16 protein-coding genes and 1 tRNA gene are annotated in these 15,828 nt (G+C 67.5%); 7 read left to right on the top strand and 10 right to left on the bottom strand.

The features are described 5' to 3' along the window. Window positions 1-43 precede the first annotated feature (43 nt). Window positions 44-691: a response regulator gene (locus ACT9AS_RS08230; RefSeq protein WP_445099629.1), complete on the bottom strand. Its 648-nt coding sequence runs from the start codon at window positions 689-691 to the stop codon at window positions 44-46. A gap of 128 nt (window positions 692-819) precedes the next feature. On the opposite strand from ACT9AS_RS08230, the gene ACT9AS_RS08225 reads away from it, so the two are divergent. From ACT9AS_RS08225 to ACT9AS_RS08210, 4 genes are all read left to right on the top strand, one after another. Continuing rightward, window positions 820-1,761 (top strand): M28 family peptidase, encoded by a 942-nt coding sequence (locus ACT9AS_RS08225; protein WP_445099628.1) that lies wholly within the window; start codon window positions 820-822, stop codon window positions 1,759-1,761. 6 nt (window positions 1,762-1,767) lie between these two features. Next, window positions 1,768-2,307 carry a DUF2058 family protein gene (locus ACT9AS_RS08220; protein WP_445099627.1) on the top strand — a complete coding sequence of 180 codons (540 nt, stop codon included), beginning with the start codon at window positions 1,768-1,770 and terminating at the stop codon, window positions 2,305-2,307. A 92-nt stretch (window positions 2,308-2,399) separates the two neighbouring features. Beyond that, a complete protein-coding gene (locus ACT9AS_RS08215; protein ID WP_445099626.1) occupies window positions 2,400-3,197 on the top strand; it encodes an isocitrate lyase/phosphoenolpyruvate mutase family protein in 798 nt (265 codons plus the stop codon). A gap of 110 nt (window positions 3,198-3,307) precedes the next feature. Then, window positions 3,308-4,246 (top strand): SDR family NAD(P)-dependent oxidoreductase, encoded by a 939-nt coding sequence (locus tag ACT9AS_RS08210; protein ID WP_445099625.1) that lies wholly within the window; start codon window positions 3,308-3,310, stop codon window positions 4,244-4,246. A gap of 26 nt (window positions 4,247-4,272) precedes the next feature. Here ACT9AS_RS08210 and ACT9AS_RS08205 read toward each other — a convergent pair whose 3' ends face one another. The 3 genes from ACT9AS_RS08205 to ACT9AS_RS08195 all read right to left on the bottom strand — a co-directional run bounded on the left by ACT9AS_RS08205 (window position 4,273) and on the right by ACT9AS_RS08195 (window position 6,813). Continuing rightward, a complete protein-coding gene (locus ACT9AS_RS08205) occupies window positions 4,273-4,680 on the bottom strand; it encodes a VOC family protein (RefSeq protein ID WP_445099624.1) in 408 nt (135 codons plus the stop codon). Between the two features lie 397 nt (window positions 4,681-5,077). Beyond that, window positions 5,078-6,283 carry a Cmx/CmrA family chloramphenicol efflux MFS transporter gene (locus tag ACT9AS_RS08200; RefSeq protein WP_445099623.1) on the bottom strand — a complete coding sequence of 402 codons (1,206 nt, stop codon included), beginning with the start codon at window positions 6,281-6,283 and terminating at the stop codon, window positions 5,078-5,080. 35 nt (window positions 6,284-6,318) lie between these two features. Continuing rightward, complete coding sequence (locus ACT9AS_RS08195; protein WP_445099622.1) at window positions 6,319-6,813, bottom strand: DUF2938 family protein; 495 nt, start codon at window positions 6,811-6,813, stop codon at window positions 6,319-6,321. An 88-nt stretch (window positions 6,814-6,901) separates the two neighbouring features. Between ACT9AS_RS08195 and ACT9AS_RS08190 the strand changes: the two genes are divergently transcribed. Next, window positions 6,902-7,348 carry a MerR family transcriptional regulator gene (locus ACT9AS_RS08190; protein WP_445099621.1) on the top strand — a complete coding sequence of 149 codons (447 nt, stop codon included), beginning with the start codon at window positions 6,902-6,904 and terminating at the stop codon, window positions 7,346-7,348. A gap of 639 nt (window positions 7,349-7,987) precedes the next feature. On the opposite strand, the gene ACT9AS_RS08185 is transcribed toward ACT9AS_RS08190, so the two are convergent. Both ACT9AS_RS08185 and ACT9AS_RS08180 read right to left on the bottom strand, forming a co-directional pair. Next, window positions 7,988-8,077, bottom strand: a tRNA-Ser gene (locus ACT9AS_RS08185). Between the two features lie 67 nt (window positions 8,078-8,144). After that, window positions 8,145-9,119, bottom strand: a complete 975-nt coding sequence (locus ACT9AS_RS08180) for a LysR substrate-binding domain-containing protein (RefSeq protein WP_445099620.1) — start codon at window positions 9,117-9,119, stop codon at window positions 8,145-8,147. A 117-nt stretch (window positions 9,120-9,236) separates the two neighbouring features. Between ACT9AS_RS08180 and ACT9AS_RS08175 the strand changes: the two genes are divergently transcribed. After that, complete coding sequence (locus ACT9AS_RS08175) at window positions 9,237-9,818, top strand: NAD(P)H-dependent oxidoreductase (RefSeq protein WP_445099619.1); 582 nt, start codon at window positions 9,237-9,239, stop codon at window positions 9,816-9,818. Between the two features lie 139 nt (window positions 9,819-9,957). Here ACT9AS_RS08175 and serS read toward each other — a convergent pair whose 3' ends face one another. Then, window positions 9,958-11,253: a serine--tRNA ligase gene (gene serS, locus ACT9AS_RS08170; protein WP_445099618.1), complete on the bottom strand. Its 1,296-nt coding sequence runs from the start codon at window positions 11,251-11,253 to the stop codon at window positions 9,958-9,960. A 124-nt stretch (window positions 11,254-11,377) separates the two neighbouring features. Between serS and ACT9AS_RS08165 the strand changes: the two genes are divergently transcribed. After that, window positions 11,378-12,040 (top strand): TonB family protein, encoded by a 663-nt coding sequence (locus ACT9AS_RS08165; RefSeq protein ID WP_445099617.1) that lies wholly within the window; start codon window positions 11,378-11,380, stop codon window positions 12,038-12,040. Between the two features lie 112 nt (window positions 12,041-12,152). Here ACT9AS_RS08165 and aroA read toward each other — a convergent pair whose 3' ends face one another. Genes aroA through pheA form a run of 3 tightly spaced genes read right to left on the bottom strand, consistent with a single transcriptional unit; the run spans window position 12,153 to window position 15,708 of the window. Continuing rightward, complete coding sequence (gene aroA, locus ACT9AS_RS08160; RefSeq protein ID WP_445099616.1) at window positions 12,153-13,478, bottom strand: 3-phosphoshikimate 1-carboxyvinyltransferase; 1,326 nt, start codon at window positions 13,476-13,478, stop codon at window positions 12,153-12,155. After that, complete coding sequence (gene hisC, locus ACT9AS_RS08155) at window positions 13,475-14,614, bottom strand: histidinol-phosphate transaminase (protein WP_445099615.1); 1,140 nt, start codon at window positions 14,612-14,614, stop codon at window positions 13,475-13,477. The genes aroA and hisC overlap by 4 nt, the downstream gene beginning before the upstream one ends. Continuing rightward, window positions 14,611-15,708 (bottom strand): prephenate dehydratase, encoded by a 1,098-nt coding sequence (pheA, locus tag ACT9AS_RS08150; RefSeq protein WP_445099614.1) that lies wholly within the window; start codon window positions 15,706-15,708, stop codon window positions 14,611-14,613. The genes hisC and pheA overlap by 4 nt, the downstream gene beginning before the upstream one ends. Window positions 15,709-15,828: the final 120 nt, after the last annotated feature.

Here is a 15,828-nt window from a genome sequence, read left to right as displayed (position 1 = left end):
CGGGCCGCATTTCGCGGCCCGTTTTTTTTGTACCTGCAACCCGCTACAGCGCCAATGCCGGCTCGATCATCCCGTACTGTCCAAGCAGCCGCGCCAGCGCGATGTTGTCGCCGACGTTCAACTTCTCGAACAGCCGGCTCTTGTGCGTATTGACCGTTTTCGGGCTCAGGCTCAGCTGCCTGGCGATCTGTTCCTGCCTCAGGCCCTGCACCAGTAGCAACGCGACCTCGAGCTCGCGTTGCGTCAGTTCGTCCAGCGGCGAGGCACCACCGCCCAGCCCGGCCAGCGCCAGATATTTTGCGATGCCGGTGGCGAGGAAACGCCGCCCTCCGGCGACATCACGCACGGCCTGCAACAACTCGCCGGCATCGCCCCCCTTGCCGACGTAGCCCGAGGCACCCGCCTGCAACAGACGCTTCGGCAGCGGCCCGTCCTCGAGCGCGGAGACGATCACCACCTGCGTACCGTGATCGCCCGCAAGCACCCGCTCGGTCACTTCCAGCCCGCTGATACCCGGCAGGTGCAAATCGCACAGCACCACATCCGGGCGCAGCGTACGGATCAACGGCAACGCGGTCTCGCCATTGGCGGCCTCGCCCACGACTTCGATATCCACTTCACCGGACAGGATCATCTGCATGCCGGCACGTACCAGCGCATGATCCTCGACGATGAACACTCTGATGGTCATCCCTTTCCCTCCCTGGCAAGCCCCCTGCGGCGCAGTTTAGCGGGCGACCCATATGGCGCAACCGAAGGCACGTGTACGCGACCGGCCGCCTCGGGCACACTCTCCTGCTCGACCCAGGGGATTTCCGCATGCGCGTCCACCACCATCTCGCCCTCGCCGTCTCGCTCGCACTGCTCGGCGGTTGCGCGCAATCGCCCACCGACGACGCCACCACCACTGTCGAAACCGCCGCGCCCGAGCCCGCCAGCGACGCCGCGACGGCCTGGCTGGCCGATGTCGAAGCTATCGCCGCCGCCGGCGACAACGCCGGGCGCCGCAACGCCATCGAGCAGCAACTGAAGTCGCTCGGCCTGGCGTGGACCGGCGAAACATTCGAAAGCGAACACGGCCCCGGGCAGAACCTGATCGCCGAGGTCAGCGGCGACGCGAGCGCCCCGCTGCTCCTGCTGGGTGCCCACTCCGACCGCGTCGGCGAGGGCAAGGGCGCGACCGACAACGCGTCCGGCAGCGCGGTCGTGCTGGCGCTGGCCGAGCGCTTCAAGCAGCAGCCGCTTGCCAACCACCGCGTCAGCATCGCGTTCTGGGACCAGGAGGAGCGCGGCCTGCTCGGCGCCCACGCCTACGTCGCCAAGGGCGGCCCCGCTCCCGCGCAGTACGTCAACTTCGACGTGTTCGGCTGGGGCGACACCGTGTGGATGATGACCCCCGACCCGGCGCACCCGCTGGTCAACGCCAGCCAGTCCGCCGCCAACGCCGCCGGCCTGCACCTGTCCGCCGGCGAGCAGTACCCGCCGACCGACCACCGCGCATTCCTCAAGGCCGGCTGGCCCGCGGTGTCGTACTCGCTGGTCGGCCAGGACGAGATCGGCGCGATCCTCGCCGCTTACGCCGGCACCAAGCCCGAAACCACGCCCAAGGTCATGCACGTGATCCACAGCGAGCGCGACACCCTCGCCCAGCTCGACGCCAACGCCGCCGCCAGCGGCATCGACGCGATCGAGGCGGCCCTGCGGCAATGGGACGCCAACGCGGCGGCCGGCGCCGCGGCCACGGCGACCGGAAGCGACTGACCCGCGATGCGCAATCCCCTGCAGGATCAATTGTTGAAGGCCGGCCTGGTCAAGAAGAGCAAGGCCGCGCAGATCGTCCGCGAGCAGACCAAGCAGCGCCACGGCAAGCCCGCGCCGGCTGCCGACACACCGAAGGTCGATGCCCGGCAACTGCAGGCCGAGCGTGCCGAACGCGACCGCGCCCTGGCCGCCGAACGCAACGCACAGGCCCGCGCCAACGAGACCCGCGCGCAGATCCGCCAGATCGTCGAGGCCAACAAGCTCAAGCGCGACGGCGAGATCGCCTACGCGTTCAACGACGACGGCAAGATCAAGCACCTGCTGGTCGACGACGCGCAACGCACGCACCTGGCCAAGGGCGCGCTGGTGATCGTCCGCCACGACCAGGGCCATGAACTGATCCCCCGCCCCGCCGCCGACAAGGTCTACGCGCGCGATGCGGCGATGATCGTGCTCGACAACGCACGCGCATCCGAAACCGGCGGCAACGACGAAGACGACGAGTTCTACAAGAAGTTCGAAGTGCCGGATGACCTGATCTGGTAACAGCGTCCGGCGTTGCTGTCCGAAAACGGCGAGTACGCTGACCGGCGGCATGGAATCCTCGGCCACCACCCATCCCACGCCGGAACCACCCCATGACAAGCACCGATCACGCCGCCACCTTTCACCAGCTGCACCAGCACGGCCTGCTGCGGCTCGCCAACGCCTGGGACGCCGGCAGCGCCCGCCTGGTCGAAAGCCTCGGCGCCAAGGCCATCGCCACCACCAGTGCCGGCGTGGCCTGGGCGAATGGCTACGCCGACGGCAGCTATCTGCCGGTGCAACGGCTGATCGACACCGCCGCCAGCATCGCCCGCGTGATCCGCGTGCCGCTCAGCGTCGACTTCGAGGACGGCTACGCCAGCGACCCCGCGACCGTCGCCGACAACGTCGCCCGCGTGATCGACGCCGGTGCCATCGGCATCAACATCGAGGACGGCGCCGACAGCCCCGACCTGCTCGCGGCCAAGATCGAACACATCAAGCGCATGGCCGCCGAACGCGGCGTCGACCTGTTCGTCAATGCACGTACCGACGTCTACCTGCGCGGGCTCGCCAGCGAGGACCGGCGCGTCGCGGAAACCCTCGCGCGCGCGAAACGCTATCGCGATGCTGGCGCCGACGGATTTTTCGTACCCGGCCTGGCCGACGCCGATGAGATCCGCAGCGTCGTCGCCGAGGCCGGATTGCCGGTCAACATCATGAGCCGCCCCGACCTGCCGAGCGCCCAGGAACTGGAAGCGCTCGGCGTGCGGCGACTGAGTGCCGGCGCGGCGATTTCGATTTCGGCGATGGATTACGTGGCCGGGCTGGCGGGCAGCTTCCTGCAAGGTACCGATGCCACGGGCAAGACGCTGGACTACGGCTCGATCAACGCCTTGTTCGACCGGTAACAGTCCCATGGGCCCGTTGTCCGAGGCCCTGCTGTCCTTCAGGAATGACATTTCACTGGCGCACCATGCCGGCGGTCGCAATCTACCTGCGGACCCCACCGGAGCACGCCATGAACATCCCGCCTGACCGCACCTCCATCCGCGGCAAGACCTTCGTCGTTACCGGCGCCTCCAGCGGATTGGGTCGCGGCACCGCGCTGCAGCTGGCCAGGCAGGGAGCAAATGTCGTGCTCGCGGCCCGTCGCGGCGGGCTGCTCGAAGAAGTCGCCGCCGAAGCGCAGGCCGCCGGCGGCACCGCACTGGCCATCCCAACCGACGTCAGCCGGCCCGACGATGTCGAGGCGCTGGCCGCCGCGACGCTCAAACGGTTCGGCAGCATCGACGTGTGGATCAACAACGTCGGCATCGGCGCGCTCGGTCCGTTCTGGGACATCCCGCTGGCCGACCACGCGCGGGTCATCGACGTGAACCTGAAAGGCCTGATCTACGGCAGCCACGTCGCGGTGCGCCAGTTCCGCGCGCAGGGCCACGGCACCCTGGTCAACATCGGTTCGATCGACAGCGAAGTCCCGCTGGCGTACCAGGCGTCGTACTCGGCCTCCAAGGCCGGCGTGCTGAGCCTGGGCCGCGCGCTCAACGAGGAGTTGCGGCTGGACGGACAGGAGCGCATCAAGGTCGCGACCGTGATGCCCTGGGCGGTCGACACCCCGTGGTGGGAACACGCCGCCAATTACAGCGGCGGCACCCCGCGGATGGCGGCGATGGACGACCCGGCCGAGGTGGTGGACGCGATCGTCGGCATCGCGCTGGACCCGCACGAGGAACTGGCCGTCGGCTGGAAGGCGAAGGCGTCGTACACCTCGCACAAGCTCACGCCGAACCTGTCGGAACGGATGTCGGCCGACGTCGCGCACAAATGGCAGATCGAGGACGCGCCCCCGGCCCCACCCACGACCGGCACGCTGTACGAGCCGATGGATTCCGGCCGCGGCGTCGACGGTGGCGTGCGCGAGCGGATGGCGCGGGAAAAGGAGCAGCGCGACGATTGACGTCGCTCGTCCATCGCCCTGCCCGCCTACCCCGCCGGAATCGCCGACGGATCCATCCACACCGCTTCCCAGACGTGACCATCGGGGTCGGCCAGGTTGCGGTTGTACATGAAGCCCAGGTCCCGCTTCGGATTGATGTCCGCCTCGCCGCCGTGCGCGGCCGCCGCCGCGTTCATCGCATCGACCGCCTCGCGGCTGTCGAGCGAAATCGCGAGCAGCACCTCACTGGAGGTCGAAGGCGGGATCGGGCGACTGGTGAACGTGCGCCACTTGTCGTGGGTGAGCAGCATCACGTTGATCGCCTCGCTCCAGACCATGCAGGCGGCGGTGTCGTCGGTGAAATGGGGGTTGTTCTTGAAGCCCAGCGCCTCGTAGAAGGCCATCGAGGCAGTGAGGTCGGCGACGGGGAGGTTTACGAAGATCATGCGGGTCATGGCGGATGCCTTTTTTGGGGGTGTTGCAAGGTATGACGAAAGACCGGGACTGGAATCGACAGTCGCCACTTACCGGTGTCCGGGTAGGACCTCCGCCTGAGTCTGCTTTCGGCCAAGAGCGGACACACACAGGTCGTTGTCTGCGGCGGTCATACAGTTCAACGCTCGGATCGTTTCGTCCGTGGTGAAGTGCCTCGGGCATGCGGAAATCGAACGATCACCTTGCCGAAGTGCGATCCTTGGTCAACGTGAACAGACGCTTCTCGCGATCCTCCAAATCTAATACGCGGTCGATAACGGGCTTCAGACTCGACATTGAGATAGCTTTGAGTTCCTGATCTATCGCGATGTCGCGAAATCTGACTGACGCCGCAAAGCGGCCGGCGCTCGCCACAATTCAGTGCCATCTGGAAGCCGGTGCATGGCGCACCCGGTTGCCGAGAAAAGCCAGACCGAGCGCGGCAGCACCGATTACGGCGCCCACCCAGCCCACCGCCGACAATCCATGGCCAAAACTGATCGGCAGCCCGGCCAACAGGGGTGCGAGCGTTAGGCCAGCTTGAAAGGCCGAGGAGTTCATCGCGCCGGCCAACATCGGCGCATCGGGCGCAACGACATAGACCCGGCCCCATACCGCTGGATTCAGCAGAAAGCCCGCCACGCCGAGTAGGAACACCAACGCGACGGTCGCCACGGCACTCGAGCCGAGCAGCGCAATCGCGGCGGAGACGAGGACCAGACCCAGGATGCCCACCACCAGCGTCGCAAACGGGCGGCGATCCGCAACTCTCCCGCCGATCGTCAAACCGATGAAAGCGCCAACGCCGAACAGAGTCAGCACAGCCGGCAGCCAGCGCGCGGGCAATTCGCTGACATCGAGCAGCAGTGCCCCCAGATATCCGAACGTGCCCATGTAGGTGGCCGTAGTCGCCGCCGTTGTGGCAAAGGCCAGCCAGAGGACAGGACGCTGCATCGCGCGCAACTCGGTCTTCAGGTCCGGCTCCTGTGTATCGCCGGGTGTTTTTCTCGGCAGAACCAGAATACCGGCGACCGCCGCCACAGCCGTGATGGCCGCCACTGCCCAGAACCCACCGCGCCAGCCAGTAGCCTCGCTGATGAAGGTCCCCGCAGGCCCGCCCAAGATCATCGCGACGGTCAGGCCGCTGACCACGATGGACAGCGACCTAGCGTGCCGATCCGGCGGAGAGAGCTGTACGGCCGTGGACGCCGCAACGGCCCAGAAGCACGCATAGGCCAATCCCATCGCGAAGCGGGCGACGAGAATTAACCAGTAGCTCGGGACCAGCAAGCTGATCACCGTTGCGGCGATGAAGGCGACCTGGCTAGCGACCAGCGTGGCGCGCTTGGGCCATTGCAGCGCCAGGATGGCGAACGGCGGGGCACCGATCAGCGCGCCGATGGCGAACGCGGAGATCAAGGTACCCGCCTTGGGCAGGCTTATCTGCAGGTCGCCCGCGATCATCGGGAGAATCCCGCCCATCAGAAACTCGGCGCTGCCCATCGCGAACAGACTTAGCGCAAGCAGATAGACCGCCGGTGGTATCGACTTGGCGTGCTTTCTCGTAGTCACGTTGTGGTTCATCCTTTCGTTCATAGGGATGGGAGCGGATAGGTCTCTCAGGTCCAGATCCGCTCGAGCAATGCCGCCGACAGATAGAGGCCGCACCCGAAAATCGCGTGCGTTGCCAGACTGCGCAGGCAGTTCTTGAAGGGCGTGGGCGTGCGTGATCCCGCGATACCGGCGCCCATGGCGGGCTGCATCACAAACAGGGGGAACACGACCGTTGCCACCCCAACGGCCAGAGCCGCCCCCCATGTGGGGCTGTGCAGCCAGCCGGTGCCGTACAGACCGATTAGCACCGCGGCGAAAGCAATGCCCACCCCGTAGTGGATGGTCCAGCCCAGCAGCAGCTCGCCATGGATGGGCGTCGCCTTTCGTATGCTTGCGTGCGCCAGTCGCCCTCGCCGCAGATGACCGGCCCAGCGGCCTACAAGTGCGTAATTCAGCGTGGAAACGCCCAGCGCTTTCAGGAGCGTTGTCCACAGGTCCATTACCAGCGTCGCCCCGATGCCAACCAGCACCACCGCTGCCATCTCGTCTGTCGTGGCCATCTCCATTCCTTGCCGTTCTTTGTCGTTGCCAAAAATCCGATCTGTGGGATGATAGAAGTTGAAGTTAACTTCAAGTCAAGAGGAAGCCATGGACATCTCAGAAGTCGTTCGGCGCACGGGTGTGCCGGCCTCCACGCTGCGGTTCTACGAGAAGAAGGGGCTAATCTCGGCGACCCGAGGCGCTGGCGAGCGGCGGCACTTCGCGCCGGACGTGCTCGATCAGTTGGGATTGGTCGCCCTGGGACAAGCCGGCGGCCTTTCGCTGGACGAGATCGGTGCCATGCTGTCGCCCGCTGGAGCACCCCAGGTCGACAAAAATTTGCTCATGGCCAAGGCGGATGAGATCGACGCCACCGTCAAGCGCCTGCGGGCGATGAGCAAAGGGCTGCGCCATGCGGCGGAATGTCCTGCGCCCGGCCATGCGCAATGCCCGACGTTTCAGCGCTTAGTCAAGATCGCAGCGGCGGCCCGATTGAAGGGCCGGACGACGACGTTTGGAACAGACACGCGAAAGGCAGACAGCGTGCGTAGCTGATGTGGCCAAGTTGCACGCCGTCGACGACAGAATGCCGCGGTCGTGGAGCATGTCGGCCAAGCCTTTGGCGGTCACGCGGCCCCCACGATGCTGCGGACTTCGTCTCCAGGCTCGAAAACCGCCAGTTTGCGTGTCTGGCCATTCATGGTCGGCCGCAGGATGCGGACGATATCGTCCCGCTCGCCCAGAGCCTGCGACGTCTTCTCGCGCGGGTGTGAACCGCCGTGTACGCCGTGTAGCTTTGCCGGGCTCTACCAATGCTCGCTTTGGCGCCGATGGTTATAGGCCGGGATAGATCGTCGCGGGATCATGATTCTTCACAACCAAGGGCCCCGCTATCGGTCGGGCGCTATGCGCTTACCGAACTGAACTTCTACACCAGTTAACGGGACGCCATCTAGATCACCTCGCCAGCATTAATTCCGGTCCAATAGCCATTCATCAGTCCTGAGAAACTCTCCAGCCGGGCGATCACCGCCCGATTCGGGGCCGATGGCTCGGTATAGCCGCTGGAGCGTAAAGGATCTTATGGAATAAACGCCTTCAGCGAGGACCTGGCGGATTGGCCTGTGTAGGTTAGATGCCCGCTTTGGGTCGAAAGCAGCCCCATGAAAAAAGCCCGCACTGCTGCGGGCCAAATGGCGGAGAGAGTGGGATTCGAACCCACGGAAGGTTTGACCCTTCGCCGGTTTTCAAGACCGGTGCCTTAAACCGCTCGGCCATCTCTCCGTATGCGTCTGCGCGCCGCGCGTTGCACGCGGCGGGCGACATTCTCGCATGCTCCGCGGGGGTGCGCTCAGCGCTCGAAGGCCTTCAGCTCGGCCTCGGTGCAGGCCTTGCCCTTGATGTCGCTGCAGCCCAGCCGGGCGGATTCGACCAGGTCGGGCAGCTTCTCGGCGAGGAAGTCGATGAACACCCGCACCGCCGGCAGCATGCCGCGGCGCGAGGCGAACACGGCGTGGAAGATGCCCTGCGGCAGGCGCCATTCGGGCAGCACGACTTCCAGCTCGCCCTTGCGCACGGCTTCGGCGCAGATGGTTTCGGGCAGCATGGTGATGCCGACGCCCTGGGTGGCCAGCGACATCAACATCGGGAAGTCGAAGCCGGCGACGCGCGGCTTGAGGTCGATCTTCCGCACCTCGTCGTCGGGGCCATGCAGTTCCCAGCGCTGGCGGACTTCGTCCTCGTGCATGCTCAGGGTGACGTGTTCGGCGAGGTCGTCGGGGCTGGCCGGGCGGCCCATCTTGCGCAGGTAGGTGGGGCTGGCGACCAGCAGTTCCTGGATCTGGCCGAAGCTGCGCATCACCAGGCTGCCGTCGTCGTCGAGCTTGCTGCGCACGCGCAGGGCGATGTCGACGCCCTCGTTGATGACGTCGACGCGGCGGTTGCTGACCTGCAGTTGCACGCGCACCTGCGGGTAGCGGGCGAGGAATTCGGGCAGCAGTCTCGGCAACTGCTGCTGGGCGGTGCCGACCGGCACGCTGACCCGGATCACGCCGCGCGGCTCGGCGCTGAGGCGGTCGACCACCTCGTGCGCGGCCTGCGCCTCGGCCAGCATCGACTGGGCGTGGCGGTAGACGCTGGTGCCGACATCGGTCACCGCGAACCGGCGTGTCGAACGCTGCAGCAGGCGCACGCCAAGGTCGGTCTCGAGCTGGGTGATGCGGCGGCTCAGGCGCGATTTGGGGATGCCCAGGGCGCGCTCGGCGGCGGCGAAGCCCTGATGGTCCACCACCATCGCGAAGTAGTAGAGGTCGTTGAGGTCGTGCATCGGGATAATTCCAGAAACAGAACGTAGCGTGATATTAGACCGGGTTTATCCTGATTACGCAACGACCTAACGTGGTCCTCGACGCGGCGCTGCCGCCCTACTTCGACGAGGTCCACCATGAAACTGTTGCACATCGATTCCAGCGCGCTCGGCGCCAATTCCGTCACCCGCGAGCTGACCGCCGCCGTGGTCGCCCGCTGGCAGGACCGGGTGCCCGGGCTGCAGGTGCAGTACCGCGACCTGGACGCCAACCCGGTGCCGCACCTGACCGGCCGCTCGCTGGCCAAGGCCGACCCGGCCGAGGTGGCCGACGCCGAGCAGGTGCTGAAGCAGTTCCTGGAGGCCGACGTGGTGGTGGTCGGGGCGCCAATGTACAACTTCGCGATTCCGTCGACGCTGAAGGCCTGGATCGACCGGGTGACGGTGGCGGGGACGACGTTCCGCTATACCGAGAACGGGCCGGAGGGCTTGGCCGGCGGCAAGAAGCTGGTGATCGCCAGTGGGCGCGGTGGCGTGCACAGCGGGGCGCCGAGTGATTTCCAGGAGCCGTTCCTGACGTTCCTGTTCGGGTTCCTCGGGATCACGGATGTGGAGTTCGTGCGGGCCGAGGGGGTGGCGATGTCGCCGGAGCGTCGGGCCGAGGCGATGGCGGCGGCGCGGGAGTCGATTGTGGTGCCGGCGGTGCTTGAGGCGGCTTGAGGGTTGGAGGCGGGTGAAAAGCCCGCCTTTTGTAGGAGCGACGTGAGTCGCGATTTCACTGACGCCCGGTTGCGTCGTGAAATCGCGACTTACGTCGCTCCTACAGGGGGTGCTCTATCGCGGCTGGGGCGGCGCTGGCTCAGGCGATCTTGTCGAGGCCGCCCATGTAGGGGCGCAGCACTTCGGGCACGGTGATGCTGCCGTCGGCGTTCTGGTTGTTCTCCATCACCGCGATCAACGCGCGGCCGACGGCGACGCCGGAGCCGTTGAGGGTGTGGACCAGTTCGGGCTTGCCGGTCGCGGGGTTGCGCCAGCGGGCCTGCATGCGGCGGGCCTGGAAGGCTTCGCAGTTGGAGACCGATGAGATCTCGCGGTAGGTGTCCTGGCTCGGCAGCCAGACTTCGAGGTCGAAGGTCTTGGTCGCGGAGAAGCCCATGTCGCCGCTGCACAGCAGCACGCGGCGGTACGGCAGGCCGAGTTTCTCCAGCACCACTTCGGCGCAGCGGGTCATGCGCTCGTGCTCGGCATACGACTCGTCGGGCCGGGCGATGGTGACCAGCTCGACCTTCTCGAACTGGTGCTGGCGGATCATGCCGCGGGTGTCGCGGCCGTAGGCACCGGCCTCGGCGCGGAAGCACATCGAGTGCGCGGTCATGCGCAGCGGCATGGCGGCGTCGTCGAGGATCTCGTCGCGGACGATGTTGGTCAGCGGGACTTCCGAGGTCGGGATCAGGTAGCGCCGGCTGCTGGCGGACGCGGCGTCGCCGATCGCGGTCGCGAACAGGTCGTCCTCGAACTTCGGCAACTGGCCGGTGCCCTGCATGCTCTCGGCGTTGACCAGCAGCGGCACGCTGGTTTCCCCATAACCGTGTTCGTTGGTGTGCAGGTCGAGCATGAACTGGGCGAGCGCGCGGTGCAGGCGCGCCAGCTGGCCGCGCAGCACGGTGAAGCGCGCACCGCTGAGCTTGGCCGCGGTGTCGCCGTCGAGCCAGCCGTTGCGGGCACCGAGTTCGACATGGTCCTTCACTTCGAAATCGAACGTGCGCGGCGTGCCCCAGCGGTGCTGCTCGACGTTGTCGGCCTCGTCCTTGCCGGCGGGGACGGACTCGTGCGGCAGGTTCGGCAGGCCCAGCGCGATCGCGTCGAGCTCGGCCTTGATCACGTCCAGCCGCGCCTCGCTGGCCTTCAGCTCGTCACCGAAACCCGCGACCTCGGCCAGCAGCGGCGCGACGTCCTCGCCCTTGGCCTTGGCCTGGCCGATCGCCTTGGAGCGGGTGTTGCGCAGGTTCTGCAGCTCCTGAGTGCGGACCTGGATCTGCTTGCGCTCGGCCTCCAAGGTTTCCAGCGCGGCGGCGTCGAGGTCGAAACCGCGCTTCTCGCGCAATTGCACGGCGAGTTCGGCGGGCTGCTGGCGCAACAGGTTCGGGTCGAGCATATCGGCATCGTTTCGAGTGATCTGACCGGCAATTATCGCTTGGAATCGCCGTCGATGGGCGCGGGCTTGGCGATGTTCGACCCGCTATGTGCACAATGCGGGTCCGGCCACCATCGATCCGCCCATGTCAACGCCCTCGCCCGCCCCGCGTCGCTCCACCTCCAAGCTCGCCGCATGGCGGCCATCGCGCCGCGCGTTGTGGTGGGTGCTCGGCGCCATCGTCGCCGGGCTCCTGCTGTTTGCGCTGGTCTGGTCGCGCGGCCACGACGCCGATGATTTCTACCGCGCGGGCGACGCCCCGCCGACGGCCGCCGCGCCGGATTACGACCCGCTGCCGACGCCGTCGCCAGCGCGTGGCGGCGAAACCAGCGGGCTGGAGTCGGGTCAGCAGAGTGCGGACGCCGGGCAGGCAGCGGAGGACCGCGACGAGCCGCGTCTGGTCGAGACGGAACCGCCCCCGGCCGCCCCCGCAGCACCCCTGCCGACCGAGGTGCCCGCAACGTCGGAGGCGACCCAGCCGCGGCCGATCGCCGGTCGCAACGCTCCGCCGCAGTACCCGAGCCGGGCGTTGCGCCGTGGCGAAAGCGGCACGGTGCTGGTCCGGGCCGCGATCGGTCCCGACGGCGTGCCGACCTCGGTGGAGGTGGCCGATGGCAGCGGTTCGCGATTGCTGGACCGCGCCGCGGTGGATGCGGTCAGGCGGTGGCGGTTCCACCCGGCGATGCTGGATGGACAGCCGACGGTGGGAACGGTGGTGGTGCCGATTTCGTTCGAGCCGCGGCGGTAGGGAGTCGGCCGATCGCGGTGGCTTCGTTGTAGGAGCGACGTAAGTCGCGATTTCACTGATGCCCGATTTCGCCGTGCGGTCGCGACTTACGTCGCTCCTACACAAGGCGGGGTCAAGCTGGTTTCAGGGTCATGCCGGTGCGGGTTGCCAGTGTTTCGAAGCCGGGGAACGAGGTGGCGACGTTGGCGGTGTCGCGGATGCGTACCTCGCCGCGGGCGAGCTGGGCGGCGATGGCGAAGCTCATCGCGATGCGGTGGTCGCCGTGGCTGTCCACCTCGCCGCGGTCGAACAGAACGCCCTTGCCCGCACGGCCTTCGATCACCGCGCCATCGGGTGTTTCCTCGATCGCGACACCCAGCGCGCGCAGGCCGGCGGCCATCGTCGCGATGCGGTCGGACTCCTTGACCCGCAGTTCGGCGGCACCGCGGACGACGGTGCGGCCATCGGCGCAGGCCGCCGCAATAAACAGTGCCGGGAACTCGTCGATCATGTCCGGCACCAGCGCTTCGGGCACCTCGATGCCGCGCAGCACGGCATGCCGGACCACGAGATCGGCGACCGGTTCGCCACCCTGCTCCCGCGGGTTCTCCTCGCGGATGTCGGCGCCCATCAACCGCAGCGCCTGCAGCAGGCCGGTACGCCGTGGGTTCATGCCGACCGCATCGATATGCAACTCCGAACCCGGCACCACGCTGGCCGCGACCAGGAAGAACGCGGCCGACGAAAAATCGGCGGGTACGTCGATGCGCGTGGCGCGCAACCGGTGTCCGCCTTCGAGGCGTGCGTGACCCGGCGCGTACTCGATCGGCCAGCCGAATGCCGCGAGCATGCGTTCGGTGTAGTCGCGGGTCGGGTGCGGCTCGCGGACCGTGGTCCAACCACTGGCGTACAGCCCGGCCAGCAGCAGTGCCGACTTCACCTGCGCGCTGGCGACCGGCAGGTCGTAATCGATACCGCGCAAGGCGCCGCCGCGGATGTGGAGTGGCGGCACGCCCTGCGCGCCGGTGTCGATGCGCGCGCCCATCAGCGCCAGGGGTTCGGTGATCCGCCGCATCGGACGCTTCGACAGCGACGCGTCGCCGACCAGCACGCTGTCGAACGCCTGCCCCGCCAGCACGCCGGCCAGCAGGCGCATGCCGGTGCCGGCGTTGCCGCAATCCAGCGCCTGCCCGCTACCGCGCAGGCCGTGCAGGCCGACGCCGTGGACGATGCGGCCGGTAGCCGCCGGGGCTTCGATGCGGACGCCCAACTGCTCGAATATGGCGGCGGTGGCGCGGGTGTCCTCGCCTTCCAGGAAACCGTGGATCTCGGTACTGCCTTCGGCCAGCGCGCCCAGCATCACCGCGCGATGCGAGACCGACTTGTCGCCCGGCACCCGGATGCGTCCACGCAAGGGCTGCCTCGCGGCGGCGATCCAGTCGCGCGCACCGCCGCTCATGCCAGCACCTCGTCGAGCGCCGCAAGCAGGCGCCGGTTCTCATCGGCGGTACCGACGGTGATGCGCAGCCACTCCGGCAGGCCGTAGCCGCCCATCGGCCGCAGCACCACGCCGCGCGCGATCAACGCGGCCTCGATGTTCGCGGTATCGGGACCGAACTCGACCAGCAGGAAATTGGTCTGCGACGGCAGCACCACGCGCCCTCGCGCGCGCAGTGCGTCGGCCAGCTCTGCGCGCTGCTGCGCATTGCGCTCGCAGGCCTGATGCAGGTGCGCGGTGTCCCCCAGCGCCGCCTCGCAGGCGGCCAGCGCGGGGCCGTTGACGTTGAAGCTCTCGCGGATGCGCTCCATCACCGCGACCAGCCCCGGCGCGCCGATCAGGTAGCCCACCCGCAGGCCAGCCAGTCCGTAGGCCTTGCTGAAGGTGCGGGTCAGCAGCAGGTTCGGGTAAGCCGAAAGCAACGGCAACGCGCTGGCGGCATCGACGTCGGCATCGGCCATCTCGGCGTAGGCCTCGTCCATCACCACGATCACGCTGCCGGGGACGCGCGCCATGAACGCCTCCAGCGCGGCCTGCCCGAACCAGGTACCGGTCGGATTGTTGGGGTTGGCGAGGTAGACCAGCCGGGTCGCGGGCGTGATGGCGTCGGCAATCGCGTCGAGATCGTGCCCGAGCGGCATCGCGTGGTCGCGCGGCAATGCCTCCACGATTCGCGCGGTGGCATCGGCGGCCTGGGTCGCGAGCGCGAACACGGCGAAGCCGTACCGCGAAAACACCACGTCATCGCCCGCGCCGGCGAATACCTGCGCCAGTTGCATCAGCAACTCGTGCGAGCCGTTGCCGAGCAGGATCCGGTCCGGATCGACACCGTGGGTCGCGGCGAGTGCGCGTTTCAGGTCGGCGCCGAGTGGATCCGGGTACCGGTGCAATGCATCCAACTGGTCGACGATCGCCGCCCGTGCCGCCGGTGATGGCCCGTAGGGATTCTCGTTGGAGCCGAGCTCGACCAGGTCCGCACCGAACCGACGGCGAAACGCGACAAGGTCGTGACCGGGGTCATAGGCGCGCAGGCGCCGGATGCCTTCGGCCGCCCGCGATTCGAAATCGATGGAGGGTCCGGATTCCGTGCTGCTCATGTAATCGCGACCGGGTACGAGCCGAGCACCTTGACCTCCTGCGCGAACTCCGCGAGCTCGTCGAGCGCGGCGCACACCGCCTCCTGTTCGACGTGGCCACCGATATCGACGAAGAACGCGTACTGCCAGCGACCGGTATGCCCGGGCCGCGACTCGATCCGGTTCATGCTCAGGCCGTGCCGCGCAAACGGGGCGAGCACGTGGTGCAACGCGCCGGGCTGGTCCTTGATGAAGATCAGCAGCGAGGTGCGGTCGTTGCCCGACGACGGGAACAGCTCGCGGCCGAGCACCAGGAACCGCGTGGTGTTGTCGGGCCGGTCCTCGATCGGACCCGCCACCGCCTTGAGCCCGTAGACGTTGGCGGCGCTGATGCCGGCGATCGCGGCGGCGTCATCGGCGTTGCGGGCACGACGCGCGGCCTCGGCGTTGCTCGCCAGCGGGATCTTCTCCGCGTGAGGCAGGTACTGCCGCAACCACGCCTTGCACTGCGCGAACGACTGCGGGTGCGAATAGACCCGCTCGATGTCCTCGATCCGGCCACTGCGCGACAGCAGGTGCTGGTGCACCGCCAGTTCGACCTCGCCGCAGATCTTGACCTGCGAGCTGAGGAACATGTCGAGGGTCGACTGGATGGTGCCCTGGGTCGAATTTTCCACCGGCACGACGCCGAAGTCGGCCGCGCCGGACTCGACCTCGCTGAACACCTCGTCGATGCTGCCCAGCGGCAGGCCGTGGATCGAATGGCCGAAATGCTTGTAGACCGCCTGCTGCGAATGCGTGCCTTCCGGGCCGAGGAAACCGATCTTCAGCGGCTCCTGCTGGGCCAGGCAGGCCGACATGATTTCGCGGAACAGCCGCACCAGCACCTCGTCGCCGAGCGGGCCGTCGTTGCGGTCGACCACCCGGCGCAGCACCTGGGCCTCGCGCTCGGGCCGATAGTAGTCCACCGCCGCGGCCAGCTTGCCCTTGGCGCGGCCGACCTGCCCGGCAAACTGCGCGCGCTCGGCGATCAGCTGCTGGATGCTGCGGTCGATGCCGTCGATGCGCTCGCGCAGGTCGGCGAGATCGGCGGGGTTCTGGTTGGGCTTGTCCATGACGTCTGCTCTTTGTATCCGTCGTTACCGCGGAGGCACTCGCCCCTCGCGTTGGCCGGGCCGGCCGCCCCCGACTCTAGGTTGAAGCGGCGCCTGGCGAAAATGATCTTTTGGCATCGA

Source organism: Lysobacter sp. F60174L2 (assembly GCF_052547135.1).
Note: the sequence above shows the minus strand (reverse complement) of the source record. Positions and strands in the feature narration are given on the sequence as shown.